Below are 26,013 nucleotides of genomic sequence, written 5' to 3'. Positions count from 1 at the left end.
CATTGAGCAAGAAGCCCCCACTTCAAAATCTGTGATTTAAGTGGTGGGAGCATGTCACATGAGTTACAAATGGAGGATAAACATACATGAATATACAGGAAGCAAAGGAACAGATTGAAAAGGCCGTTCGTATTTATCTGATGAAAGATGAGTACGGGGATTACCGCATTCCGATTGAACGTCAGAGACCGGTATTTCTGCTTGGCGCGCCGGGTATCGGAAAAACTGCCGTTATGGAGCAGATCGCACAGGAGATGGATATCGCACTGGTGTCCTATTCCATGACGCATCACACAAGACAGAGTGCGCTTGGCCTGCCGTTTATCAGTCACAAAAACTATGGCGGAACAGAGTTTGACGTATCTGAATACACCATGAGTGAGATCGTGGCATCTGTATACGAAGCAATGGAAGTGACGGGAAAAACAGAGGGAATTCTGTTTCTGGATGAGATCAACTGTGTGTCTGAGACACTGGCTCCGTCCATGCTGCAGTTTTTGCAGTACAAAACTTTTGGAAAACACCAGATTCCGCAGGGCTGGGTGGTTGCAACCGCAGGAAACCCGCCGCAGTTTAACCGTTCCGTCCGTGAGTTTGATATCGTAACCATGGACCGTCTGAAAGTGCTGGAAGTGGAAGCAGATTATGATACATGGCGGAAATATGCGGTCAATAAGGGCTTGCATGGATCAATCCTGACCTATCTGGATATTAAGAAAAATGATTTTTATGTCATTGAAAATACTGTGGACGGCAAATCCTATGTGACCGCCCGTGGATGGGAGGATCTGTCAGAGACCATTTATTTATATGAAGAAAACGGATTTACCGTGGACGAAGTGCTTGTTGGTCAGTATCTGCACAACAAACGGATTGCCCGCGAGTTTGCTTCTTATTATGACTTGTACCAGAAGTATAAAAAAGATTACCGTGTGGCACAGATCCTTTCCGGAAATGCGGACGCAGATGTGCGTAAGCGTGCGAAAAACGCAGCATTTGATGAACGTATTTCCCTGCTTGGTCTGTTGCTGGAGGCATTACAGGATAAAATTCGTAAGAATGTGGAGTTTGAGGATGCATTGCGTAGCCTGCTTCCGGTATTAAAAGAGTTAAAAACAGAACTTGCGGCATTTACAGGAGCAAGTTCTCAGATTCCGGGCTTATTAGAGGCGCGGGCAGATCAGGTACAGCTTGAGATGGAGCAGGAGGACAAGGCCAATGCGCTGTCCGGCGCAGCACGCCGCGGTTACCAGCTTGTGATCCGTACACTGCAAAAAGATGCAAAAGAGCTTCGCATGCAGGAAATCGACAACGCACAGGCAGCATTCCTGTTTATTAAGGAAGCATTTGACGATCAGGTGACAGACATGAAGGCACAGAGTAATGAAATCAGCAAAGAACTGGAAAATCTCTTTGCTTTTGTGGAAAAAATCTTCGGAACCGGTAACGAGATGCTGATTCTGGTAACAGACCTGACAGTCAATGCAAACAGCATGAAATTTATCAGTCGCAAGGGCAGCAAAGAATATTTCAAATATAACAAAAAATATCAATTGTATGAAAGACAGCAGGAAATTTCAGATGCATTGGAACAATTACAGATATAGAAAAGAAACAGATGGAATTGTGATCGAGGAGTACGAGGGCGAAGATCTCCATGTCGTGATTCCACCTGAAATCGAGGGGCTTCCGGTGAAAAAAATCGCACCGGAGGCATTCAGTTCACATGGAGCGCTGATCGAGACCATCGAAGTACCGGAAACGGTGACGGAGATCGGGGATGGTGCCTTTAAAATGTGCATGAGTCTGAAAAAACTGATTTTACAGAACGGTGTACAAAAGATTGGCGAAAACGTGCTGCTTGTCACGGCAGTGACAGAAATGTATCTGCCGGCATCGGTGTCAGAGCTGGTACGCCCATGGGAATGGGGAAAAATTGCATTGGAAGTGGCACCGGACAATCCGAACTATTTTTCTGATGGATATGGCTTATATGAAAAGCATCCGGAAGGCTATGCGCTGGTAGCTGTGCGGGCAGAGGATGAGCGGGAATGTTATGAAGCTACGCCTGGAACGGTTTGCGTAAAGCGGCATGCATTTGAAGGACAGATGTACATTCAGCAGGTGGTGCTGCCGGAAGGCGTGCAGCAGATTGAGGAAGAAGCCTTTGAGAGCTGTCAGGCTTTGCGGCGGATTTCACTGCCGGAAGGATTGAAACAGATCGGTGCAGATGCGTTTCGCTGCTGTATCAATCTGGAAGGAATGAAATTGCCGGCATCACTGGAGACCTTGGGTGAGCATGCCCTGACGGATACTTACGGCTGGAGTCCGAGCATGAACGGGATTCAGTATATTACCGTGCAGCCGGAAAACCCATATTTTTACAATGATGCGTATGCGTTTTACCGCCGGGGAGAACATGGCGATACATTGATCAAATATTTTGGAAAAAATGAGACATGGAAGATTCCAGAAGAGGTGACAGAAGTTGGTCCGATGGCGTTGCGCCGTGCCAATCTGCGGGAAGTGACGATTCCGGAAACTGTGAAAAAAATACCAAAGGATGCATTTCAGGAATGTAACCGTTTGGAGTGTATGGAAATCGAGACAGATCAGGTGAAACTGTATGTTCCGGAAAATCCGGTGTACCGTAAGGTGGAAATCAGTGGTCTGTTTTGCCTGGATTCAGATGGAAATCTCAAATACGACTATGCGGCTTATGATGCGCTTTTACAGGAATGGTCTCAGATTTTGATCCGTTGCCGGATGGCGGCGTTTCGTCTGGAATATCCGATGCAGCTTAATTCTACGCAAAAAGAAGCGTATCAGGCATTGATTTCGGAACACCTGAAGGATTTGGTTTATGATATCTGTAAGCGAGAAAGCTTAAAAGATCTGGAAGCGCTTGGAAGAGCGGGGATGATCACCACAGATAATATCGAGGATATGATCAGTTGGACGACGGAGTGTCATCGGGGAAAACTGACGGGGTATCTGATGCAATATCAGAGTGAGCATCTTGGCGCAGATGAATTTGATTTTTCGCTATAGAGAATGTGTAAGTGTTGGAAAGATAAAACTATTTGAATCGTGTAATTAGAATGGTATGCGATCCCTGTAAAGATGGTGCATTGTTACATATTGGAAAATCAGAAATATGAATTTTATGAAATGAAACGGGGAAAGGTTTTTATAAAGTATGGAAGCAATCAGAAATGAGGAAAACATGCAGCAACTAAAAAAGTGCAGAAACTGATCATCGGCATGGGAGAAGCGCTGCTCTGTTATGGGGCGGAGATTTCCCGAGTCGAGGAGACGATTCAGCGTGTGGCGGATCATTTTCAGATAGAAGAAGTGGAAATGTATGTCATTACGAATGGTCTGTTTGTCAATGTGCATCAGCAGGAGGAGCATACTTCCACTAGACTGAAATATGTACCGTCGATTTCTGTTAATATGAAGAAACTGTGCGATATCAATGAACTTTCCCGCAGGATCGAACAGGAAAATCTATCGGTGGATACGGCGTTGAAGACGCTGGAACAGATTCGGGCGGCGAAAAACGAGCCGGTGTGGGAACTGGTGCTTTCCTCCGGTGTTGGTGCGGCTGCTTTTGGTTTCCTGTTTGGCGGAAGCATGTGGGATTGTCTGGCTGCTTTTGTGTGCGGTGTGATCTTGCAGATGTTTTTCTCTTTCTTAGAGGCGAAGCATGTCAATATTTCAAAGGTCTTGCTAGATATTATCGGCGGACTGCTTGTCACGATTCTCTGTGTGATCCTGCAGCGGATCGGTGTGTCGGAACATTTGGAACTGGCGATCGCAGGGGCGATCATTCCGATGATTCCAGGAGTGGCATTTACCAACGGAATACGCGATATTGTGGACGGTGATTATCTGTCAGGATGCGTCCGGCTTTTGGATGCAATTCTTGTATTCTGTTCCATTGCCATTGGCGTGGGATTGGGACTGAAACTGTAGTGGGAGGAGGAAACAAACATATGCTAATCAATGCAATTGGGCAGCTTGCGGCTGCATTTTTGGCGACGATTGCCTTTTCCGTGCTGTTTCATGTGCCGAAAAAACAGTATTTTGTCTGTGGACTCACAGGAACGCTTGGATGGCTGGTGTATTTGATTGTAAATCTCAAGTTTTCCAATACTCTTGCCTGTTTTGCGGCAACGGTGGTTATTGTGTTCTGTGCACGGTTGTTTGCGGTGTGGAGAAAAGTACCGTCGAATGTGTTTATGATCTCCGGAATTTTTCCAATCGTGCCGGGAATCGGCATTTACAATACGATTTATGACATTATGATCGGGGATGCCGCGGCAGCAATGACGAGCGGTTTGGAGACGTTTAAGGCGGTGGCAGCGATCGTACTTGGCATTGTGTGCGTCTTTGTGATTCCAAACAAATGGTTCCGGGGATTAAAATTATAGGTACAGATATGAGAAATGTCTGGAGCTACATTTGAAATGGGTGTGTGAATATGGGAAACAGAGATGTAGAACTTAGGTAAGCGAATATGACATGGACAAGATAGAGCAGACTAATGAAAAAGATGTTGATTTTTTCAGTGATACATGGTATCATATCCCTTAGTTATGGTTATAGGTGTGTTATGACCATTTAATTTATACCGCAGGAGGTGGATATCGTGGAAATCGCAAGAACAATTATACAGATCGTATTTATTATATTAAGTATTATCATGACAGTTATCGTATTGATGCAGGAAGGTAAGAATAACGGACTGGGAGCTTTAACCGGTTCATCTGATACTTATTGGAGCAAGAACAAAGGACGTTCTATGGAAGGAATGCTTGTAAAGATCACAAGAGTTCTTCTGGCACTGTTCCTTATTATTTCTGCAGTACTGACAATTGGACGTTTTCAGTAAGAATACCTAAGAGGCTGTCGTTTTACGACAGTCTTTTATTATTATACGGAGAGTTGTTTTACAGAGATTGAAAATTATACTAATATAATAAATATAGGAAACAATGCGTTTTTACAAAGGATGTTCCTTTTGCTGTGATTGTGATATGGGGATAGAATAGATGAAGAAAGAATTATTAGAAGAGAGAAAACAAATTGTATATGAACTGATCTGCGATGATCTGTATGTGCCAATGAAGGCAAAAGAAATCGCAATCTTGATGAACGTGCCGAAAGCGCAGCGCCATGAATTGCAAGAAGTGCTGGATGCACTGGTGGCAGAGGGCAAAGTTGAGGTGTCCACAAAAGGCAAATATACGAAGGGCACCAGTCCGAACCTCACCGGTGTATTTACCGCACATGCCCGCGGTTTTGGATTTGTCACTATTGAGGGTGAGGACGAAGATATTTTTATTTCGGAAAGCAATACAAACGGGGCCATTCAGGATGATGTTGTACAGATCGCGCTGGTTCCATCCAGTGGAAAACGTAGAGAAGGAAAAGTTGTAAAAATCGTAGACCATGGTTTGAAGAACGTGGTTGGTACATTTGAAAAAAGCAAGACCTTTGGCTTTGTGCGACCGGATAATCCAAGAATTAACATGGATATTTTTGTACCAATCGAGCGTTCCAAAGGTGCCGTGACCGGACATAAGGTAGTTGTAGAACTGACTTCTTACGGTGGAAAAGGCAAAAAACCAGAAGGAAAAGTCATCGAGATCATCGGTCATGAGAATGATCCGGGTACGGATATCATGTCTCTGGTGCGGGCGTATGGACTTCCGGTGGAATTCCCGGAGAAAGTATTAAATCAGGCAGAGCGCGTGGCAAAAGATGTGACTTCTGCGGATATGGCAGGACGTATGGATCTTAGAGACTGGCAGACCGTTACCATTGACGGAGAGGATGCTAAGGATCTGGACGATGCGGTGACCTTGACCAGAGATGGCGATTTCTGGCAGCTTGGCGTGCATATCGCTGATGTGACAAATTATGTGCAGGAAAACAGTGCGCTGGACGTGGAAGCGCTGAAACGCGGCACCAGTGTTTATCTGGTGGATCGTGTGATTCCAATGTTGCCGCATACGTTATCTAATGGAATCTGTTCTCTAAATCAGGGCGAGGATCGACTGACTTTGAGCTGTATTATGAAAATTGATGCAAAAGGAAACATCGTGGATCATCGGATCGCAGAATCTGTCATCAACGTTGACCGCCGCATGAGTTATACCGATGTAAATAAAATTATTACGCTGAAAGATCCGGAGAAAACAGAAGAGTACAAAGATTTTGTACGGATGTTTTTGGATATGAAGGAGGTGGCAGATCTGCTGCGTGCAAAACGTCGGAAACGTGGTTCCATTGATTTTGATTTTCCAGAGACGAAAGTAATTCTGGATGATCAGGGACATCCGGTAGACATTAAACCGTATGACCGCAATCCGGCGACAAAGATCATTGAGGATTTTATGTTGGCGGCAAATGAAACCGTTGCGCAGGATTATTTCTGGCAGGAGATTCCGTTTGTGTACCGTACGCATGAAGTGCCGGATACAGAAAAAATTAAAAAGCTGAGCACGTTTATCAATAATTTCGGATATCATATCCATATGGGTTCTGATGAAGTGCATCCGAAAGAGTTGCAGAAACTTTTGGCAAAAATCGAAGATACGCCGGTGGAGGGACTGATTTCCCGCCTGACACTGCGTTCCATGAAGCAGGCAAAATACAGTGTGGAATGTGTGGGACATTTCGGACTGGCAGCGCAGTATTACTGTCATTTTACTTCCCCGATCCGCCGTTATCCGGATTTGCAGATCCATCGAATTATTAAAGACAGTCTGCGTGGACGGATGAATGAAAAGCGGATGGAGCATTATTGGAAAATCCTTCCGGGCGTGGCACAGCAGGCAAGCCAGTTGGAGCGTCGGGCAGATGAGGCAGAGCGTGAGACCATCAAAATGAAGAAAGTGGAATACATGGAGAGCCGTATCGGAAATGAATACGAGGGCGTTATCTCCGGTATTACGAACTATGGTCTGTATGTGGAACTGCCGAATACGGTAGAAGGCATGGTGCATGTCACAACGCTGCGTGGAGATTACTACAATTATATTGAAAGTACCTACGAGATGGTGGGTGAAAACACCGGAAAAAGCTATAAGCTGGGACAGACAGTAAAAATTCGTGTGATCGGTACAGACAAACTGGTGCGCAGAATTGATTTTGAACTGGTTGATCCAAAGAAGGAAGAAGAATTTTAGCAAAGGTAGAAAAATTATGGGAAAAGACAGATACAAATTGGTCGCAAATAATAAAAAAGCATATCATGATTATTTTATTGATGAGACATACGAGGCAGGAGTAGCTCTGCACGGAACGGAAGTAAAATCTGTGCGCATGGGAAAATGCAGTGTCAAAGAATCCTTTATCCGAATCGAGAACGGAGAAGTGATCGCATACGGATTGCACATCAGTCCATATGAAAAAGGAAACATTTTCAACCGGGATCCGCTGCGTCCGAAAAAACTGCTGCTTCATAAATATGAGATCAATAAGCTGGCAGGAAAAATTGCAGAGAAAGGTTATACACTGGTTCCATTGAAAGTATATATCAAAGGAGATCTGATCAAAGTCGAGATCGGACTTGCCCGTGGTAAAAAACTGTACGATAAACGTCAGGATATCGCGAAGAAAGATCAGCGGCGTGAAGTGGAACGTGAGTTTAAAGTAAAGAACCTGTATTAAATATTGATGTAATGAATAATATTTTTTGACTGTAGTTCAGAAAGAAAAAGTAAAATAAACTGTTGGTTTAGACAGAGGCTTTTCTCTTGACGAACCGAAAAAAATCCCATATAATAACAAAGATCAGAAGAATAAATTTCTGATAACTGGCATGATCCGCCGAAGTGATTCGGGGATGTACTGGTTTCGACGGGGTTTTAAAAGCCGGAGAAGCGAGCCGTATGAAATGCGTTAAATTTCAAATCTAAATATAAACGCTGATAATAATAAATTAGCACTGGCTGCCTAAGTTGCAGCTTGTCTGACCGGGAGCACCTGCACTTTCGGACCCAGGCATCGACCATGCAGGAAACGACTTATACAAAGCTTTGCGTATAAGGGCGTAATATGAAGCTACTGAAACCGAAAACCGGTTACTGGGTGTTCGGCAGAGGGAATGTCAATACAGTGACTACGCTCGTAGAAGTACGGTGGCTGGAATTTCGGACAGGGGTTCGATTCCCCTCATCTCCATAAAAAGAGCCGGGAACGCTTGTTTTTCAAGGGTTCTGGCTCTTTTTTTGTTGTTTTATGGTACTAATTTGGTACTGATTTCTCAGTAAAATCAATGGTTTTAAGTCATTTTTATTTTTATATGATATTTGGAAAGTAGACAAATTGATACTATTTTGATACTATAATTCCGTATAAATTGTGTTTTCGATGCAGTTTTGGCTTTTTTGGTAATTTCCATAAAATAGACACATTTATCGGATATACTCAGAATTAAAAAAGGATAATTTGCCCTTGGAACAGGGCGTTTGTTACCATTTTTGAGAATATAGAAGACCGGAGGGACTTATGATGGATAAATTAAAAATTCTTGTGGTTGATGATGAAAGCAGAATGCGCAAGCTGGTGCGTGATTTCCTGGTAAAACACGATTTTGATGTGGTGGAGGCAGGAGACGGTGAGGCAGCGCTGGATCTGTTTTATGAGGATAAAGACATTGCACTGATCATTTTGGATGTCATGATGCCGAAAATGAATGGTTGGGAAGTCTGCCGTGAGATCCGGCAGTCATCCAAAGTGCCGATCATTATGCTGACGGCGAAAAGTGATGAGAGCGATGAGCTGATGGGCTTTGACCTTGGCGTGGACGAATATATTTCAAAACCATTTTCACCGAAGATTCTTGTGGCGCGTGTAGAAGCAATTCTGCGTCGTACGAATCAGCTCAGTGTTGAGGGAAGCCTTGAAATTGGAGGTATTTGTCTGGATAAAAATGCGCATACCGTAACGATTGACGGTAAAAATATTGAAATGAGTTTCAAAGAGTTTGAACTGCTCACCTACTTTATGGAAAATGTTGGAATTGCATTGTCCAGAGAGAAAATTCTGAATAATGTATGGAATTACGACTATTTCGGTGATGCAAGAACCATTGATACTCATGTCAAAAAGCTGCGCAGTAAGCTGGGCGACAAAGGTGAATACATTAAGACCATATGGGGAATGGGATATAAGTTCGAGGTATAGAAGTGATTTTTATTCCCCATATGGTCTGAGACCTGATGGTCATGCTATGCGCATACGCGCCCATATCAGACACGCTGATATGTCAATGGGGAATGGGATATAAGTTCGAGGTATAGAAGATAAAGGAGTACTATGAAAAAACATTCTCTGACGCGGCAGATCACGTCTATTGTCAGTATTCTGGTAGCAGGGGCAATTCTGCTTTGCTGGGTACTAAATACCACGTTACTGCCACGTTATTATATGCACAATAAAAAACATGTGCTGATGGAAAATTATGAGACGATTTCCAATGCCAGTGAGCAGGATAAGCTGGAATCGGATGAGTTTACCGTAACTTTTGATAATCTGTGCTCCAACGGCAATATTATGACACTGATCTTGCAACCGGATGGAAAAGTTTTACGTTCTTCGGTTAATGATCTGGATGCCTTGCGGGGAGAACTCTGGAATGTTCTGCTTCATACGGATGATATGGAAGTGCTGTATTCCAACGATCAGTATCAGTTACTGCGTAAGAACGATACCCGTCTGGATTCCGAATATCTGGTGCTGGTAGGTGTACTGGAAAATGGTGATATGATTCTGATGCGTACTGCGGTGGAAAGCATTCGGGAAAGTGCGGCTATTTCCAACCGTTTCCTGTTGTTTGTCGGAGCGGCAGCTATCGTGTCGAGTCTGCTGGTGGCATTTTTTACTACAAGACATATTACAAAACCGTTGCAGCAGCTGACGGATATTTCCAAACGAATGGTAGATTTGGACTTTAATGCGAAATATGAGAGCAACCGTTCCAACAGTTACGAAGTGGAAGAACTGGGAAATCATATCAACCGTTTGTCGGAAAATCTGGAACGGACGATTTCGGAGTTAAAAACTGCTAACGTAGAATTGCAGGATGATATTGAAAAGAAGATACAGATTGATGAGATGCGAAAAGAGTTTTTGTCCAATGTATCTCATGAATTAAAGACGCCGCTGGCACTGATTCAGGGCTATGCGGAAGGTCTGCAGGAATGTATCAATGATGATGCGGAAAGCCGTGAGTTTTACTGTGATGTCATTATTGATGAGGCGGACAAAATGAATCGTATGGTCAAGAAGCTCTTGACTTTGAATCAGTTGGAATTTGGAAATGATCAGGTAGTCATGGAGCGTTTTGATATGACAGAATTGGTTCGCGGTGTGGCAAATTCGACTAAAATCCTGATGGAACAGAAAGGCATTCGTCTGGAGTTGGACAATCCGGAAGAAGCCTGGGTATGGGGCGATGAATTTAAAGTAGAAGAAGTTATTACGAACTACATGAGCAATGCCATTAACCATGCGGATGGTGAAAAAGTGATCCGTGTGTTCTACACACGTTTCGAAGATAAATTGCGTGTCAGCGTATTCAACACCGGTCAGCCGATCCCGGAGGATGATATTGATAAAATCTGGGTGAAATTCTACAAAGTAGACAAGGCGCGGACAAGAGAATACGGCGGCAGCGGCATCGGTCTGTCCATTGTAAAAGCAATTATGGATTCCTTCCACCAGCAGTGTGGTGTGATTAATCACGAAGACGGTGTGGAATTCTGGATGGAGCTGAGCACAAAGTAGAGGGAGAGTGAAAAAGATGATTGCAATTATTGATTATGATGCGGGCAACTTAAAAAGCGTGGAAAAAGCGCTGGCGCATATCGGAGAGGAGAGCGTGATCACCCGTGATTTTCAGACAATCCTGAATGCGGATAAAGTGATCCTGCCTGGCGTTGGCGCCTTTGGTGATGCCATGGCAAATCTGAAACGTCTGGAGCTTGACAAAGTCATTCGTGAATTAAACGAGAAACAGACTCCGTTTTTGGGAATCTGTCTGGGGCTACAGCTGCTTTTTGAGAGCAGTGAGGAAAGCCCAGGAGTGGAAGGTCTTGGTTTGTTAAAAGGTCAGATCAGACGTATTCCAGATAAAGAGGGATTAAAGATTCCACATATTGGATGGAATTCCCTTGACTTCCATAACAAGGGCAGATTATTTGCCGGAATGGAAGAACACTCGTATGTATATTTCGTTCATTCTTATTATCTGCATGCCGAGGAGCCTGAAATTGTGAAGGCGACCACGGAGTACAGCACCTGCATTCATGCATCCGTGGAGAAAGGCAACCTGTTTGCCTGCCAGTTCCATCCGGAGAAAAGCAGTACCGTGGGATTACAGATCCTGAAAAATTTTGCTGGAATCGAAGGAGGACGTGCATAATGTTTACAAAGAGAATTATTCCATGTCTGGATGTCAACAATGGACGTGTGGTAAAAGGCGTAAATTTCGTAAATTTAAGAGACGCCGGAGATCCGGTGGAAATCGCAGCAGCTTATGACAAAGCGGGCGCGGATGAGGTGGTTTTTCTGGATATTACTGCTTCTTCGGATGCCAGAAATACCGTTGTCGATATGGTACGAAAAGTAGCAGAAAATGTATTTATCCCGTTTACCGTGGGTGGTGGTATTCGTACCGTTGATGATTTCCGTGCGTTATTAAGAGAAGGTGCAGATAAAATTTCCATCAATTCATCTGCTATCAATACCCCAAATCTGATTTCTGATGCGGCAGACAAATTCGGCAGCCAGTGCGTGGTTGTTGCTATTGATGCCCGCAAAAGAGAAGACGGAAGCGGTTGGAATATTTATAAAAATGGTGGAAGAATCGACGTTGGAATCGATGCTGTGGAATGGGCAATGAAAGTAGACAAGCTGGGAGCCGGAGAGATTCTTTTGACCAGCATGGACTGTGACGGAACAAAAGCCGGTTATGATCTGGAGCTGACCCGTCTGATTGCGGAAAATGTATCGATTCCGGTGATTGCATCCGGCGGAGCAGGCACAAAAGAGCATTTTTATGAAGCGTTGACGGAAGGAAAGGCAGATGCAGCACTGGCAGCATCCCTGTTCCATTATAAAGAACTGGAGATCATGGATCTGAAAAATTATCTGGCAGAAAAAGGTGTGTCTGTGCGCCGTTAAAGAATGGCAGGTTATTTTTCACGGAAATGATGGAATCAAGTCAAATAGAATTAGATAGAAAAAGAGTTTCTGCAAACATATGCTGTATGCAGAATTATCAGGAATCGAGGGGGAGAGAGTATGCCACCAATTACAAATGACTGGCAGCAGCCATTGGCAGAAGAGTTTAAGAAACCATATTACAAAGATTTATATAAGAAAGTGTTGGAAGAATATCGGACGAGACAGATTTTCCCGAATCCGGACGATATTTTTAACGCTTTTCATCTGACACCGCTAAAGGATGTCAAAGTAGTGATTCTTGGACAAGATCCATATCACAATGACGGACAGGCGCACGGACTCTGTTTTTCTGTAAAACCGGATGTGGAAGTGCCGCCGTCTCTGGTAAATATTTATCAGGAATTGCATGATGATCTTGGATGCAAGATTCCGAATAACGGATATTTGGTAAAATGGGCGAAACAGGGCGTGTTGATGTTGAACACTGTACTTACCGTGCGGGCGCATCAGGCAAATTCCCATCGTGGTATCGGATGGGAGCAGTTTACGGATGCCGTCATCCGTGCAGTCAATGCACAGGACCGTCCGATCGTATTTTTACTCTGGGGGCGTCCGGCGCAGATGAAAAAAAGCATGCTGAATAATCCAAAGCATCTGATTCTGGAAGCACCACATCCAAGTCCACTGTCTGCGTACCGCGGATTTTTCGGATGTAAGCATTTCAGTCAGACGAATGCATTTCTGGAGAAAAACGGAATTGAGCCGATCGACTGGCAGATCGAGGACGTGTAACTTTTTCAGAACCGGGCAGATCCATAATTAGAAGCGTAAATTATGCTTGCATGAATGAACACTTTTGATTATGAATCTATTTGGTGAGAAACCAAACATGAGCAAAAGAAAAGCTTCGTAAAAGCGATTTTGCGAATGTAGGCTCTAAAGTAGAAAAAATATGAAAAAATTAAAATAGAAAAAAGGAAACAGGAAAAGAATACGGAAACTATTAAATAAGACGTTTTTTTGTCAAGTGAAAAACGATACAGGGAGTATAAAATTTCTATGACAATTCGCGAAGAAATGGAATATTTGGAACGTACATATATGAGTCCTTATGCAACTCTGAGTGAAAATACGAGGGGCAGAGACAGAGAAGAACCGGAATGTGATATTCGTCCGGTTTTTCAGCGTGACCGGGATCGGATCTTACATTGTAAATCGTTCCGAAGATTAAAGCATAAGACGCAGGTCTTTTTATCTCCGCAGGGAGATCATTACCGGACGCGTCTGACACATGCACTGGAAGTGTCACAGAATGCACGGACCATCGCAAAGGCGCTTCGGCTAAACGAATCGCTGGTGGAAGCCATTGCGTTAGGACACGATCTGGGGCATACGCCATTTGGTCATGCAGGGGAAGGCATGCTGAATGAACTTTGTACCGGTGGATTTAAGCACAATGAGCAGAGCGTACGCATCGTGGAGAAGCTGGAAAAGGATGGAAAGGGACTGAATCTGACATGGGAAGTCCGGGACGGAATCCTGAATCACCAGACCAGTCTGATGCCGTCTACGCTGGAAGGAAAAATTGTGCGTTTATCTGACAAAATTGCATATATTAATCATGATATCGATGATGCAATCCGGGCACAGGTGCTGCGGGAGGAAGATATTCCGAAGGAATACCGGGAAATTCTGGGATTTGATACGAGAGAGCGGTTAAATACGTTGATTCATGATATCATTGATCACAGCAGGAATCGAAATAATATCTGTATGTCACCAGAGGTGGCGGATGCCATGCAGGGACTGCGTCAGTTTATGTTTCAGAGTGTGTATACCAATCCCATTGCAAAGGGAGAGGAAACCAAGGCAAAGGAGCTTTTGGAGCGTCTGTTTGTCTATTATCTGAAGCATATCGATGTACTGCCGGCTTATTATCTGCAAATGTTAGAAGAAGGCGAAGAAAATGACCGCGTTGTCTGCGATTATATTGCAGGCATGACAGACCAGTATGCGGTCGCAAAATACAATGAGTATTTTATGCCAAAATCCTGGCAGGTATATTAACTGACAGAATAAATGGTCAGTGAGTGGTTTTAACAAAAAATCGACAAACAGGAAAAATGTGTTGGTTTTATAAAAGCAAGACAGAATGAAGGAAGGTACTATGGCTTACTATTCCGATGAATTGATTGAAGAAGTGCGTTCCAGAAATGATGTGGTAGACGTTATTTCCGGTTATGTGCGCCTTCAGAAAAAGGGAAGTACGTATTTTGGACTCTGTCCGTTTCATAACGAAAAGACACCGTCGTTTTCGGTGTCGCCGGGAAAACAGATGTATTACTGTTTTGGATGCGGAGCAGGTGGAAATGTATTTACCTTTATGATGCAATATGAAAATTTTACATTTCAGGAGGCAATGCAGAGTCTGGCAGACCGTGCGGGCATTGAACTGCCAAAGCAGGAGATGTCTGCCGCACAGCGGGAAGCTGCTGACCGGCGAAGCAAACTTCTGGAGATCAACAAAGTGGCAGCAAAGTATTTTTACATGCTGCTGCGGAGCCCACAGGGAGCACATGCGCTGCGATATTTTGAGGAGCGTCAGCTCAGCAAAGAGACAATGCAGCATTTCGGATTGGGTTATTCGAATAAATTCAGTGACGACCTCTATCAGTATCTGAAAAAACAGGGGTATGAAGATGATCTGTTAAAAGACAGTGGTCTGGTATCCATTGATGAGCGCAGAGGCGGACACGATAAGTTCTGGAACCGTGCAATGTTCCCGATCATGGATGCAAATAACCGTGTGATCGGTTTTGGCGGCCGTGTCATGGGAGAGGGAGAACCAAAATACTTAAACTCTCCGGAAACCATGATTTTTGACAAGAGCCGGAATCTGTACGGACTGAATTTTGCGCGGGTATCCCGCAGGTCGCATATTCTGCTCTGTGAGGGATATATGGATGTGATCGCGCTGCATCAGGCAGGATTTGACAATGCGGTGGCATCCCTTGGAACTTCTTTTACAAACGGGCATGCAAATCTGCTGAAACGTTATACGAAGGAAGTATATCTGACTTTTGACAGTGACGGTGCCGGGGTGAAAGCTGCCCTGCGTGCTATTCCGATTTTAAAAGAAGCAGGATTGACGGCAAAAGTCATCAATATGCGCCCATATAAAGATCCGGATGAATTTATCAAGGCACTTGGTGCGGAAGAATACCAGAAACGCATCGATGAGGCAGAAAACAGCTTTATGTTTGAAGTACGGATGTTAGAGCGGGATTATGACCTGTCTGATCCGGAGAGCAAAACGAAATTTTTCTATGCCGTTGCCCAGAAAATCCTGAATTTTGAGGAAGAACTGGAACGGGAAAATTATATTGAGGCAGTGGCTGCAAAATACCAGATCGGTTTTGAACAGTTGCGGTCGGTGGTACGTTCGGAGGGAACCCGGGGCGGGATCACCAGAGAAAGGGAAAAAGTTCCGTTAAAGAGCGGAATCAATGAGAAGAAGAAAAAAGAAGATGGTATGAGGCAGTCCCAGAAATTATTCCTGACCTGGCTGATCGAAGATGAGCGGCTTTTTGCCCTCACAGAAGACTATATTGGACCAGATGATTTTACAGAAGATATTTTCCGGGAAGTGGCAGAACTTGTGTATGAACAGCATGCACAGGGAGAAATAAATCCGGCGCAGATCATCAGCCGTTTTACGGATGAAGAACAGCAGCGGGAAGCCGCCGCCTTGTTTCATGCCCGCCTGCATCCGATGGAGACACGGCAGGAGCGGGAGAAAGCATTAAAAGAAACGATCCTCAGGATAAAGAAACACAGCATGGATGTGCGTTCCAGAAATCTGGATCCGACTGATCTGGCAGGGTTGCAGAAAATCGTGGAAGATAAGAAGCAGCTTGCCATACTTCAGAAAATGCATATTTCACTTGATTGAGGACAAACTATACAGACTAAAAACATGGAAGGATGAACAAAATGGCAGAGAAAAACGATCAGAAAATGAGAGAAAGAGCAGAGCGTGCAGAAAAATTTCAGGCAAAACTCCAGGAACTGCTTGCACTGGCAAAAAAGAAAAAAAATATGCTTGAGTATCAGGAAATCAATGACCATTTCAAAGATTTTGCCCTGAGTCCGGAGCAGATTGATAAGATTCTGGATTTTCTGGAGGCAAACCATGTCGATGTCCTTCGTATTACGGATGATGATGACGATATCCTCATCGATGACGAGGATGTGGAAAATGATGTGGAGATGGAGAAAATCGATCTCTCCGTACCGGATGGCGTAAGTATCGAAGATCCGGTTCGTATGTACTTAAAAGAGATCGGTAAAGTTCCACTGTTGACAGCAGAAGAAGAAATAGAGCTTGCAAAACGTATGGAACTTGGTGATGAAGAGGCAAAAAAACGTTTGGCAGAGGCAAACCTGCGTCTGGTTGTAAGTATTGCAAAACGTTATGTAGGACGTGGTATGCTGTTCCTTGATCTGATCCAGGAAGGAAATCTTGGTCTGATCAAAGCGGTAGAGAAATTCGATTACAGAAAAGGATACAAATTCAGTACGTATGCAACCTGGTGGATCCGTCAGGCGATCACCCGTGCCATTGCAGATCAGGCACGTACGATCCGTATTCCGGTGCATATGGTTGAGACAATCAACAAGCTGATCCGCGTGTCCAGACAGTTACTGCAGGAGCTTGGACGTGAACCTACTCCGGAAGAAATTGCAGAAGAAATGAATATGCCGGTAGAGCGTGTCCGTGAGATCTTAAAGATTTCTCAGGAGCCGGTTTCCTTAGAGACTCCGATCGGTGAGGAGGAAGACAGTCATCTGGGTGATTTTATCCAGGATGATAATGTACCGGTTCCGGCAGATGCAGCAGCATTTACCCTGTTAAAAGAGCAGTTAGTGGAGGTTTTAAGCACACTGACAGACCGTGAGCAGAAAGTATTACGTCTGCGTTTTGGTCTGGATGACGGTCGTGCCCGCACACTGGAAGAAGTTGGTAAAGAATTTAATGTTACCCGTGAGCGTATTCGTCAGATTGAAGCAAAAGCATTGCGGAAATTACGCCATCCGAGCCGCAGCAGAAAATTAAAGGATTATCTGGATTAATATGGCAATTCATTTATCGAAGCGTTTAACGGCACTGGCAAATATGGTGACAGACGGAAACCGACTGGCAGATATCGGGACGGATCATGGCTACATACCGATCTATCTGTGTCAGACGGGGAAAATTCCGTCTGCACTTGCCATGGATATCGGAAAGGGACCACTGCAGCAGGCACAGACACATATTGCAGAGCACGGGCTTTCCGAACAGATTAAGACACGTCTGTCCGATGGAATGGCTGCCTTACAGTTCGGGGAAGCGGATACGATTCTGATCGCCGGCATGGGCGGTGGACTTGTGATGAAAATTTTATCAGAAGGAGCCGAAAAATTGACCGGAAAGGAAGAATTGATCCTGCAGCCCCAGTCGGAAATCGCACTGGTGCGTGAATTTTTACGCGTACGGAATTTTCAGATCCTGAATGAAGATATGATTCTGGAGGATGGAAAATATTATCCGATGATGAAGGTGAGTCAGCAGAAAGCAGCGGAGCAGACAAAAATATTGCCGCAGGAAGTGGCAGATGCTTTCGGACCGGTTTTGTTACAGAAACGGCATCCGGTTCTGAAAGAATGGCTGGAGCGGGAACTGCGAACTACAAACAGTGTGATTGAACAGTTATCGGCACAGCCGGATCACGAAAGAATCCGAAACAGAATGCAGCAGGTGAACTGTAAAAAAACGTTGATTCTGGAGGCATTGAAAAATTATGGAACAGAAAGTGTGCAGTCTGACGATTAGGGGAGAAACAAAGCAGTATCCGCTGGATACAACGTTTCAACAGATCGCAGATGAGTATCAGAAACAGTTTGAAAATAAAATCGTGCTTGTAAAGTTTCAGAATGATCTCAAAGAACTGAGCCAGTCCGTTTTGCGGGATGGCAGTCTGGAATTTGTTACCGCAGATCAGAAACCAGGCAAGGATACGTATCGCAGAAGTTTAACATTGCTGATGGAGACAGCAGCGTGGAAGCTATATCCAAATCTGGAGCTTCTGGTGCAGCATTCCATTGGTCAGGGGTATTATTGTGAATTTCGTCACAAGGATGCCATTTGTGTGCCTGACTGGAAGATGCTTTCCTCTTTAAAAGAGAAAATGCAGGATTTTGTGAAAGCGGATCTTCCAATCATAAAGTACAACATGAATACACAGGATGCATCGGCACGATTTCGCGAGATGGGACGTATGGATAAAGTGCGTCTGATGCGTTATCGCCGCAGTTCCAGAGTCAATGTGTATGAATTACAGGGATTTCCGGATTATTATTATGGCTACATGGTTCCGAGTACCGGTTATCTGGAGTATTTTGACCTGCTGCTGTATCAGAATGGATTTATGCTGATGTTTCCGGGAAAAGATCCGAAGGTTGTGGCAGAGTTTTCTGCTTCTGACAAATTGTTTAACACATTGAATGATTCTGCACAGTGGGGGATTGATATGGGAATCCGTACCGTGGGAGAACTCAACGATGTGATCGCTTCCGGACGGATTCAGGATATGATTCTGGTGCAGGAGTCCTACATGGAGCAGAAGATCGGTGACATTGCAGAGACGATCGCATCAGATCGAAGAAAGAAATTTGTACTGATCGCAGGTCCGTCTTCTTCCGGAAAAACAACGTTTTCTCATCGGTTGTCCATTCAGATGACGGCGCATGGGTTAAAACCACATCCAATCTCACTGGATGATTTTTACTGTAACCGGGAGGAAACACCGTTGGATGAGAACGGAGAATTTGATTTCGAGTGTCTGGAAGCACTGGATATTCCCCTGTTTAATCAATGTATGACAGATCTTCTGGCAGGTAAAGAAGTAACATTACCGGTATTTAATTTTAAAACCGGTCACAGGGAATATCGCCAAAAACCGTTGAAAATGGGACCGGATGATGTTCTTGTTATCGAGGGAATTCATGGATTGAACGAAAAACTTTCCTATGAATTGCCGAAAGAAAATAAATACAAAATTTATATCAGTGCATTGACACAGTTAAATATTGATGATCATAATAATCTTTCCACGGCAGACGGACGTCTGATCCGTCGTATGGTGCGTGATGCGCGTACAAGAAACACGACAGCCAGGGAAACGCTGGCACGTTGGCATTCCGTACGCCGCGGAGAAGAAAAAAATATCTTCCCATATCAGGAAGAAGCAGATATTATGTTTAATTCAGCCTTGATTTATGAATTATCTGTGTTAAAATTATATGCGGAGCCTTTGCTCTTTTCTATCGATACGACCTGTCCGGAATATCCGGAGGCAAAACGCCTTCTGAAATTCCTTGATTATTTCCTTCCGGTTCCGGGAGAGAATATCGGACATAATTCTATTTTAAGAGAATTTATCGGTGGAAGCTGTTTCCATGTATAGGAAATAGAATAACAGAAAAATAAAATACAATTCAAGTAAGACAAATGATCGCGGCTGCAAGTGTCGAAAGACCGCAGGTGAGGAAAGTCCGGGCTTCACAGGGCAGGATGCCGGATAACATCCGGTGGAGGCGACTCCAAGGACAGTGCAACAGAAATGTACCGCGTTGGCAATGAGCCATGCGCAGACACGTTTTCAGCAGATTTTTGAGTAAGCTGGCTTACAGAGAAAATTTGATGAGAAAAACAGGATTCTGTGTATCGCTCATTGTTAACGTAAGGGTGGAAGGGCAGTGTAAGAGACTACCGCCCGGCTGGTAACAGCCGGGGCACATGTAAACCCCATCCGAAGCAAGACCGAAACAAAGCGTTGACGTGGCCCGCCAGCTTTAGGTAGGTCGCTTGAGGTAACTGGCAACAGTTATCCTGGATAGATGATCATTCACGACATAACCCGGCTTATCGTTTTGCTTGAATTGTATTTTTTTCTATTTAGATTCCGGATGATTACAGGAAAAATGTGGATTCTGTATACATAAAACAGCGGGTGTTCGTAAACTTTTTCTAAAATGTTTGTGAAAAGACAATAGGTTTGTTGACAGTGTTTTGTGCAAACTGTAACATAAGGTTATCGGTTCCAAAATGAGGAACAAAGATTCCTGTTTTTAGAATGTTTTTCAACGAGATACATGTTATAAAACAAAAGATGAATCCAAAATAAAAGAGACAGAGGTGTTACAGGTGAGAAATCGTTTTCAACAATTTATGTATGGACGTTATGGTATGGACCAGCTCAATCGTTTTTTATCAACGGTGGCATTGATTGTTCTGGTCGTTTCCATATTTGTCCGCAGACCGATCGTAGAGATTGTGGCGCTGGCATTGCTTTTCTGGTGCTATTATCGTATGTTTTCCAGAAACGTATCAAAGCGTGCAGCAGAGAATCAGAAATACCTGAATTTTAAATATCGGGTTGTCTGCAAGGTGAAGAAGGGAAAATATGGCAGATCTGCCGGTTCTGCAAGTTTTGCACAGAAACGAGCACAGATGAAATACAGACAGGAGCAGAAAAAGATTTACCGTTTTTTTGCATGTCCGAACTGTGCACAGAAAGTACGTGTACCGAAGGGGAAAGGAAAAATCTGTATTACCTGTCCGAAGTGTAAGACAGAATTTATAAAAAGAAGCTAATAAATGATGCAAGGGGTATGACCATGTTCGGATATATTTATGTAAACCGAAAAGAACTGTCGGAGGAAGACAGAAAAGATTATCAGTCTTATTACTGTGGACTGTGTCAGGTTCTGAAAAAAAGCAGTGGTGTAAAAGCGCAGATGTTGTTGAATTATGATATGACATTTCTGATTCTTCTGCTTTCCGGATTATATGAACTGGAAAATAAGGAAGAAGAATTTTTTTGTCCGCTTCACCCCGGTAAAAAGAAAATTGCATATATCAACGAAGCGACACAGTATGCTTCTGATATGAATGTGGTTCTTTCTTATCACAATCTGTTAGATGACTGGCAGGATGAGAAGAATTATCCAAAACATGTGATGTCCATAATGCTGAAAAAAGATTACGCCAGAATTTCCAGAAAATATCCGCGTCAGGTGGAGGCTGTGGAAGCATATATGCGGAAGCTGAATATGCTGGAGAGTAAGCGTGAGACCAATCTGGATGCAATCGCGGGTCTGACCGGCGAGATGCTTGGCGAAATTTTTTCTTGGAAAGACGATATCTGGGCAGAGGAACTGCATTGTCTTGGATTTTATATGGGAAAATTTATTTATCTGATGGATGCATATGAAGATCTGGAGAAGGATCTTCGGAAAAAAGAGTACAATCCGTTTGAGGCTATGGTGAAAAATAATCCAAAGGATTTTGATACGTTAAGTAAGCTGATCCTGACAAGTATGATGTCGGAATGTTCGAAATCTTTTGAACGGCTTCCGATTTTGCGTCATGCATCCATTATCCGTAATATATTATATTCCGGTGTCTGGTCGAAATATGAATATGTACAGGCAAAGAAGAAAAAGAGGAGGAAATCTCAGTGAGAAATCCTTATGAAGTACTGGGGGTATCACCCGGTGCTACAGATGAAGAAATAAAAAAGGCATACCGAAAACTCAGCAGACAGTATCATCCGGATGCGAATGTCAACAGTCCGCACCCGGAGATTGCAGAAGAAAAATTTAAAGAAGTTCAGCAGGCATATACACAGATCATGAAGGAAAAGCAGCAGGGATATGCAGGCGGTTATCAGAATGGAAGCGCCCAGTCCGGACCATATGGTGCATATGGTGCATACGGCGGCTATGGCGGTTTCGGCGGCTTTGGTGATTTCACCGGACAGAATGAGCAGCGCTCGCAGCAGAATGATCCGGTCAATATGCAGGCGGCGATGAACTATATTCGAAATGGATATTACAAAGAGGCCCTGCATGCTTTGAATGATATTCCGGCAGGACAGCGCAGCGCGCGGTGGTATTTCTTTTCCGCGGTTGCCAACCAGGGTGCCGGTAATAATGTGGTGGCTCAGGAACATGCACAGCAGGCTGTGGCAATGGAGCCGAGTAATATGGAGTATCGGCAGTTTTTGCAGAATCTGCAATTTGGCGGAACCTGGTATCAGAATATGGGTTCCAGTTATCAGAAACCGGTATCGGGATTGTCAAGAATGTGTGCGATCTGGTGTGGTTTTATGATGTTTTTGAATTGTTGTTGTTTTCGACCGTTTTAAGGTACGTGGTGAAACGTTAATTTTATGAAAGTTTATGAAAGAAATCGGGCTATCTTGTCTCCTCAGCTAACAATCGCTTTCGGAGAAAAGATAGCCCGATTTCTGTTGAACATAAAAAAGACCTATAAGAAATCTTACAGATCTTTATAGTAGCGAGAGGGGGATTCGAACCCTCGACACTGCGGGTATGAACCGCATGCTCTAGCCAACTGAGCTATCTCGCCACACGAACTTCTTTACTATACACAATAGATTGCAATTTGTCAATAGATATTTTTGAAAAAATCCATTTTTCTTAGCTGGTAGTAATGTGACTTGTGCAGTATGCGCAGGAATTTGCCTGAAATAGTAAAATGTTTATGAAAAATATTTTGAAAATCAAAACTTATCGGCGATAGAACCTAAAAGTTAAGAGCAATCTGACGGAAACGGAAAGAACTTGAGGAAAAATCGTTGACAGAATCCACGAAACGTAAAGAAAATTTTACAATTGGAAGTACCATTTAGGGGCAAAATTTGAAAATTACTGATTTGACAAAAAATCAATATCATGTAATAATGCACCCGACATGGGAAATTTGCATAAAGTGTAACGGAACAAAATAAAATGGAATCGTTGCCAATTTTCCATTTTGTATGGGGGTGAACTCAATTCAACTCAGATTGAGAGAAAGGGTGAATCAATCATGACAGAAAAGAAAATTAAATTAAATGCAACCAATGAAGTACAGGAATTTGTCAATGCAGCATCCGAATGTAATTTTGATATTAACCTGCACTATCAGCGTGCCATCGTAGATGCAAAATCATTTCTTGGGGTTTTAAGTCTTGGACTTTCTAAAATTCTTACCGTATCTTATGGCGGAAACGATGGTAATTTTGAGCAGATTCTGAGAAAATATGCAGCTGCATAACCGGAATCTACAATTGGAGAAAAAATAGAGATGATATAAATAGGGTCGTATTCCTTTTGGTAGGGAATGCGACCTTTTTCTTTGCAGTGAAAAAAAGTGAAATATGTGTTACACTAGTAGCAGTTTGCTGAACCGACAGGCAGCGTTCTCGAATTTGGTTTAGCTTAGAGTGAAAAAAGGCGGATAGCGGTTATTTATGAAACAAACAGAGAATACGGATGAGAGAGAGCAGCAGGAGTTGACGAGAATACGGATTTCCGTGCGAAATCTGGTGGAATTTATTTTTCGTTCTGGAGATATTGACAATCGAATTGGAAAAGGTGTGCAAAAAGAGGCTATGCAGGAAGGCAGCCGGATGCACCGCAAAATTCAGGGACGGATGGGAATTGAATATCGTGCAGAGGTTCCTCTGAAACTGGAAGTGCCGCAGGAGCAGTATGTGCTGGCGCTGGAAGGCCGGGCTGACGGCATTATCACAAGCGAGGAAGGTGTGACAATTGATGAGATCAAGTGCATGTATACGGATGTGACACGTTTTGAGGAACCGATTTTTGTGCACAAGGCGCAGGCGATGTGCTACGCCTATATTTATGCGTTGCAGAATGGTTTGGATCAGATTTCCGTGCAGATGACGTACTGTGATCTGGATACAGAAGAAATCCGGCGGCTTCAGGAAAGTTTTTCTTTTTTCTGGCTGGAGAGATGGTTTCAGGATATGATCGAGGCGTATCGGAAATGGACGGATTTTCAGTTTGCATGGAGAAAAATCCGTCAGGCATCGATCCAGACGCTGGAGTTTCCGTTTCCTTACCGGGATGGCCAGCGCAAACTGGTGGGGGATGTATACAGAACCATCAACCGCAAAAAAATACTGTTTATTCAGGCGCCCACCGGAACGGGCAAGACGATTTCCACACTGTTTCCGGCGATCCGTGCCGTTGGAGAAAATCTTGGAGATAAGATATTTTATCTTACGGCAAAAACAATCACGCGAACGGTTGCAAAGGATACCTGTGATCTTCTGAAGGCACATGGATATCAGAGCAAAGTGATCGTACTGACAGCAAAGGAGAAAATGTGTCCCTGCGAGGAGATGGATTGTAATCCATCCAATTGTCCACGGGCGAAAGGGCATTATGACCGGGTAAACGATGCGGTGTATGATCTGATCACCACAGAAGATGATTTTACAAGGGAGCGGATGTTAGAGCAGGCGGAAAAATATCAGGTGTGTCCGTTTGAGATGTCTCTGGATGCATCGCTGTACGCGGATGTCATTATCTGTGATTACAATTATGTGTTTGATCCGAATGTGTATCTGAAGCGTTTTTTTTCCGAGGGAGAAAAGGGCGATTATATTTTTCTGGTAGACGAGGCGCACAATCTGGTAGAGCGCGGTCGGGAGATGTACAGTGCTGTTCTGATCAAGGAAGAGATCCTTGCGGTGAAAAAACTGGTGCGCGGCAAAGACCGGAAGCTGGAGGCGGCACTGGAAAAATGCAACCGGCAGATGCTGGAGTGGAAGCGGGAATGTGAAAAATATGTAGTGTACGAAAGTATCGGAGCCTTTGCGTTTTCCCTGATGCGGCTGATGTCTCTGCTGGATGTGTTTTTGCAGTCCAGAGGGGAAATGCCGGAGCGGAAGGCGATTACAGATTTTTATCTGAATCTGCGTCATTTTATGAATATGTTTGAGCGGGTGGATGAAAACTATGTAATGTATACAGATTTTGATGATGAAAACCGGTTTTGTCTGCATTTATACTGCGTGAATCCATCGGTGAATCTGCAGGAATGTCTGGAGCGGGGCAACAGCACCGTATTTTTCTCAGCAACTTTGCTGCCGGTGAATTATTATAAAAACCTGCTCAGTTCGAAAAAGGATAATTATGCGGTATATGCGGATTCGGCATTTCGAGAAGAACAGCGGTTGTTGTTTATCGGTCGGGATGTCAGCAGCTTGTATACACGGCGGACGATTGGAGAATTTCGGCGGATTGCGCTGTATATTCAGCAGGTGCTGCGGGCAAAAAAGGGTAATTATCTGATTTTTTTCCCGTCTTATCGGTTTATGGAGGATGTGTATGAGCAGTTTCTGGCGGTCAATGAGCGGGAAGCAGACTGTATGATACAAAACGGAAATATGAATGAAGCCGAGCGGGAAGCATTTATGCAGGAATTTGCCGAAGCAAGGGACAGGTCATTGGCGGCATTTTGTGTGCTTGGTGGTATTTTCTCTGAGGGAATTGACTTGAAAGAAGATTTACTGATCGGGGTGCTGATCGTCGGAACGGGATTGCCGCAGATCTGTACCCAGCGGGAAATCTTAAAGGAGTATTATCAGGAAGAAAACGGTCAGGGATTTGATTATGCGTATCAGTATCCGGGGATGAATAAAGTGCTGCAGGCGGCAGGGCGTGTGATTCGGACGGCATCTGACCGGGGAATTATCGGGTTGCTGGATGAGCGTTTTTTGCGGAATGATTATCGGCAGCTGTTTCCGCGGGAGTGGAGTCAGTATGAGGTGCATACGCTGGAGAGTCTGCCCGGAGCACTGGATGCCTTTTGGAAAAAATAACTTTTTGTTTGTCATTGTTTTGGCTAAAATTTTAATATAATTAAGAAAACGAAGAATCCTGTCA

The 26,013-nt window shown here is 43.9% G+C and carries 22 protein-coding genes, 1 tRNA gene and 2 other RNA genes; 24 read left to right on the top strand and 1 reads right to left on the bottom strand.

From position 1 onward, the window contains the following. Positions 1-86 precede the first annotated feature (86 nt). The 22 genes from DXB15_RS15910 to DXB15_RS15805 all read left to right on the top strand — a co-directional run bounded on the left by DXB15_RS15910 (position 87) and on the right by DXB15_RS15805 (position 22,457). Positions 87-1,607 (top strand): ATP-binding protein, encoded by a 1,521-nt coding sequence (locus DXB15_RS15910; RefSeq protein ID WP_118703477.1) that lies wholly within the window; start codon positions 87-89, stop codon positions 1,605-1,607. After that, on the top strand, positions 1,582-3,051 hold the full coding sequence (locus DXB15_RS15905; RefSeq protein ID WP_158582286.1) for a leucine-rich repeat domain-containing protein: 1,470 nt from the start codon (positions 1,582-1,584) through the stop codon (positions 3,049-3,051). The genes DXB15_RS15910 and DXB15_RS15905 overlap by 26 nt, the downstream gene beginning before the upstream one ends. A 192-nt stretch (positions 3,052-3,243) precedes the next feature. Beyond that, on the top strand, positions 3,244-3,978 hold the full coding sequence (locus DXB15_RS15900) for a threonine/serine exporter family protein (RefSeq protein WP_118703475.1): 735 nt from the start codon (positions 3,244-3,246) through the stop codon (positions 3,976-3,978). A 20-nt stretch (positions 3,979-3,998) separates the two neighbouring features. Further along, positions 3,999-4,436 carry a threonine/serine exporter family protein gene (locus DXB15_RS15895; protein ID WP_118703474.1) on the top strand — a complete coding sequence of 146 codons (438 nt, stop codon included), beginning with the start codon at positions 3,999-4,001 and terminating at the stop codon, positions 4,434-4,436. Positions 4,437-4,654: 218 nt separating this feature from the next. After that, on the top strand, positions 4,655-4,897 hold the full coding sequence (gene secG, locus DXB15_RS15890) for a preprotein translocase subunit SecG (RefSeq protein ID WP_109216548.1): 243 nt from the start codon (positions 4,655-4,657) through the stop codon (positions 4,895-4,897). Between the two features lie 160 nt (positions 4,898-5,057). After that, positions 5,058-7,199, top strand: a complete 2,142-nt coding sequence (rnr, locus tag DXB15_RS15885; RefSeq protein ID WP_118703473.1) for a ribonuclease R — start codon at positions 5,058-5,060, stop codon at positions 7,197-7,199. A gap of 16 nt (positions 7,200-7,215) precedes the next feature. Beyond that, positions 7,216-7,683, top strand: coding sequence for an SsrA-binding protein SmpB (gene smpB / locus DXB15_RS15880; protein WP_021738278.1), 468 nt, complete (start codon positions 7,216-7,218; stop codon positions 7,681-7,683). A gap of 171 nt (positions 7,684-7,854) precedes the next feature. Then, positions 7,855-8,199, top strand: a transfer-messenger RNA (tmRNA) gene (ssrA, locus tag DXB15_RS15875). 327 nt (positions 8,200-8,526) lie between these two features. Next, positions 8,527-9,201 carry a response regulator transcription factor gene (locus tag DXB15_RS15870; protein ID WP_109216860.1) on the top strand — a complete coding sequence of 225 codons (675 nt, stop codon included), beginning with the start codon at positions 8,527-8,529 and terminating at the stop codon, positions 9,199-9,201. A 132-nt stretch (positions 9,202-9,333) separates the two neighbouring features. Then, positions 9,334-10,803, top strand: coding sequence for a sensor histidine kinase (locus tag DXB15_RS15865; RefSeq protein ID WP_118703472.1), 1,470 nt, complete (start codon positions 9,334-9,336; stop codon positions 10,801-10,803). A 16-nt stretch (positions 10,804-10,819) separates the two neighbouring features. Beyond that, positions 10,820-11,440, top strand: coding sequence for an imidazole glycerol phosphate synthase subunit HisH (hisH, locus tag DXB15_RS15860; protein WP_118703471.1), 621 nt, complete (start codon positions 10,820-10,822; stop codon positions 11,438-11,440). Next, positions 11,440-12,201 carry an imidazole glycerol phosphate synthase subunit HisF gene (gene hisF, locus DXB15_RS15855; protein ID WP_109216857.1) on the top strand — a complete coding sequence of 254 codons (762 nt, stop codon included), beginning with the start codon at positions 11,440-11,442 and terminating at the stop codon, positions 12,199-12,201. Before hisH ends, hisF begins: the two co-directional genes overlap by 1 nt. A 120-nt stretch (positions 12,202-12,321) precedes the next feature. Next, positions 12,322-12,996: a uracil-DNA glycosylase gene (ung, locus tag DXB15_RS15850; RefSeq protein WP_109216856.1), complete on the top strand. Its 675-nt coding sequence runs from the start codon at positions 12,322-12,324 to the stop codon at positions 12,994-12,996. A 267-nt stretch (positions 12,997-13,263) separates the two neighbouring features. Continuing rightward, on the top strand, positions 13,264-14,271 hold the full coding sequence (locus tag DXB15_RS15845; RefSeq protein WP_109216855.1) for a deoxyguanosinetriphosphate triphosphohydrolase: 1,008 nt from the start codon (positions 13,264-13,266) through the stop codon (positions 14,269-14,271). Between the two features lie 100 nt (positions 14,272-14,371). After that, entirely contained in the window at positions 14,372-16,156 is a 1,785-nt protein-coding gene (gene dnaG / locus DXB15_RS15840) for a DNA primase (protein WP_118703470.1), read from the top strand. Positions 16,157-16,197: 41 nt separating this feature from the next. Then, on the top strand, positions 16,198-17,337 hold the full coding sequence (rpoD, locus tag DXB15_RS15835; RefSeq protein WP_177957583.1) for an RNA polymerase sigma factor RpoD: 1,140 nt from the start codon (positions 16,198-16,200) through the stop codon (positions 17,335-17,337). A 1-nt stretch (position 17,338) separates the two neighbouring features. After that, the gene (locus DXB15_RS15830) at positions 17,339-18,079 is read left to right on the top strand and encodes a tRNA (adenine(22)-N(1))-methyltransferase (RefSeq protein WP_118703469.1); all 741 of its coding nucleotides are present in this window, start codon (positions 17,339-17,341) and stop codon (positions 18,077-18,079) included. Then, positions 18,048-19,712, top strand: coding sequence for a nucleoside kinase (locus DXB15_RS15825; RefSeq protein ID WP_118703468.1), 1,665 nt, complete (start codon positions 18,048-18,050; stop codon positions 19,710-19,712). The genes DXB15_RS15830 and DXB15_RS15825 overlap by 32 nt, the downstream gene beginning before the upstream one ends. A gap of 32 nt (positions 19,713-19,744) precedes the next feature. After that, positions 19,745-20,189: RNase P RNA component class A (gene rnpB, locus DXB15_RS15820), an RNA gene on the top strand. A 263-nt stretch (positions 20,190-20,452) separates the two neighbouring features. Beyond that, the gene (locus DXB15_RS15815; protein WP_109216861.1) at positions 20,453-20,902 is read left to right on the top strand and encodes a hypothetical protein; all 450 of its coding nucleotides are present in this window, start codon (positions 20,453-20,455) and stop codon (positions 20,900-20,902) included. A 23-nt stretch (positions 20,903-20,925) separates the two neighbouring features. Then, complete coding sequence (locus DXB15_RS15810; protein ID WP_118703467.1) at positions 20,926-21,771, top strand: DUF5685 family protein; 846 nt, start codon at positions 20,926-20,928, stop codon at positions 21,769-21,771. Continuing rightward, complete coding sequence (locus DXB15_RS15805; protein ID WP_118703466.1) at positions 21,768-22,457, top strand: J domain-containing protein; 690 nt, start codon at positions 21,768-21,770, stop codon at positions 22,455-22,457. The genes DXB15_RS15810 and DXB15_RS15805 overlap by 4 nt, the downstream gene beginning before the upstream one ends. Before the next feature lie 150 nt (positions 22,458-22,607). Here DXB15_RS15805 and DXB15_RS15800 read toward each other — a convergent pair. Beyond that, positions 22,608-22,681 (bottom strand) — tRNA-Met (locus DXB15_RS15800). 462 nt (positions 22,682-23,143) lie between these two features. Between DXB15_RS15800 and DXB15_RS15795 the strand changes: the two genes are divergently transcribed. Beyond that, complete coding sequence (locus DXB15_RS15795) at positions 23,144-23,371, top strand: HPr family phosphocarrier protein (protein WP_109216849.1); 228 nt, start codon at positions 23,144-23,146, stop codon at positions 23,369-23,371. Positions 23,372-23,567: 196 nt separating this feature from the next. Further along, entirely contained in the window at positions 23,568-25,949 is a 2,382-nt protein-coding gene (locus DXB15_RS15790) for an ATP-dependent DNA helicase (protein WP_118703465.1), read from the top strand. Positions 25,950-26,013 lie beyond the last annotated feature (64 nt).

The sequence above is a fragment of the Roseburia sp. OM02-15 genome (assembly GCF_003481835.1).
Taxonomy (GTDB): domain Bacteria; phylum Bacillota; class Clostridia; order Lachnospirales; family Lachnospiraceae; genus Eubacterium_I; species Eubacterium_I ramulus_A.
The sequence above is the reverse complement of the archived record's forward strand: the minus strand, read 5'-3'. Positions and strand labels throughout refer to the sequence as shown.

Excerpts from the sequence above, each read along its gene's own strand:
- hisH (WP_118703471.1), top strand. The coding sequence starts at position 10,820 with ATGATTGCAATTATTGATTATGATGCGGGCAACTTAAAAAGCGTGGAA.
- DXB15_RS15845 (WP_109216855.1), top strand. The coding sequence starts at position 13,264 with ATGACAATTCGCGAAGAAATGGAATATTTGGAACGTACATATATGAGT.
- rnr (WP_118703473.1), top strand. The coding sequence starts at position 5,058 with ATGAAGAAAGAATTATTAGAAGAGAGAAAACAAATTGTATATGAACTG.
- DXB15_RS15795 (WP_109216849.1), top strand. The coding sequence starts at position 23,144 with ATGACAGAAAAGAAAATTAAATTAAATGCAACCAATGAAGTACAGGAA.
- DXB15_RS15895 (WP_118703474.1), top strand. The coding sequence starts at position 3,999 with ATGCTAATCAATGCAATTGGGCAGCTTGCGGCTGCATTTTTGGCGACG.
- smpB (WP_021738278.1), top strand. The coding sequence starts at position 7,216 with ATGGGAAAAGACAGATACAAATTGGTCGCAAATAATAAAAAAGCATAT.
- DXB15_RS15790 (WP_118703465.1), top strand. The coding sequence starts at position 23,568 with ATGAAACAAACAGAGAATACGGATGAGAGAGAGCAGCAGGAGTTGACG.
- hisF (WP_109216857.1), top strand. The coding sequence starts at position 11,440 with ATGTTTACAAAGAGAATTATTCCATGTCTGGATGTCAACAATGGACGT.
- DXB15_RS15910 (WP_118703477.1), top strand. The coding sequence starts at position 87 with ATGAATATACAGGAAGCAAAGGAACAGATTGAAAAGGCCGTTCGTATT.
- DXB15_RS15865 (WP_118703472.1), top strand. The coding sequence starts at position 9,334 with ATGAAAAAACATTCTCTGACGCGGCAGATCACGTCTATTGTCAGTATT.
- DXB15_RS15830 (WP_118703469.1), top strand. The coding sequence starts at position 17,339 with ATGGCAATTCATTTATCGAAGCGTTTAACGGCACTGGCAAATATGGTG.
- ung (WP_109216856.1), top strand. The coding sequence starts at position 12,322 with ATGCCACCAATTACAAATGACTGGCAGCAGCCATTGGCAGAAGAGTTT.
- DXB15_RS15870 (WP_109216860.1), top strand. The coding sequence starts at position 8,527 with ATGGATAAATTAAAAATTCTTGTGGTTGATGATGAAAGCAGAATGCGC.
- DXB15_RS15825 (WP_118703468.1), top strand. The coding sequence starts at position 18,048 with ATGGAACAGAAAGTGTGCAGTCTGACGATTAGGGGAGAAACAAAGCAG.
- DXB15_RS15810 (WP_118703467.1), top strand. The coding sequence starts at position 20,926 with ATGTTCGGATATATTTATGTAAACCGAAAAGAACTGTCGGAGGAAGAC.
- rpoD (WP_177957583.1), top strand. The coding sequence starts at position 16,198 with ATGGCAGAGAAAAACGATCAGAAAATGAGAGAAAGAGCAGAGCGTGCA.
- dnaG (WP_118703470.1), top strand. The coding sequence starts at position 14,372 with ATGGCTTACTATTCCGATGAATTGATTGAAGAAGTGCGTTCCAGAAAT.
- DXB15_RS15905 (WP_158582286.1), top strand. The coding sequence starts at position 1,582 with ATGCATTGGAACAATTACAGATATAGAAAAGAAACAGATGGAATTGTG.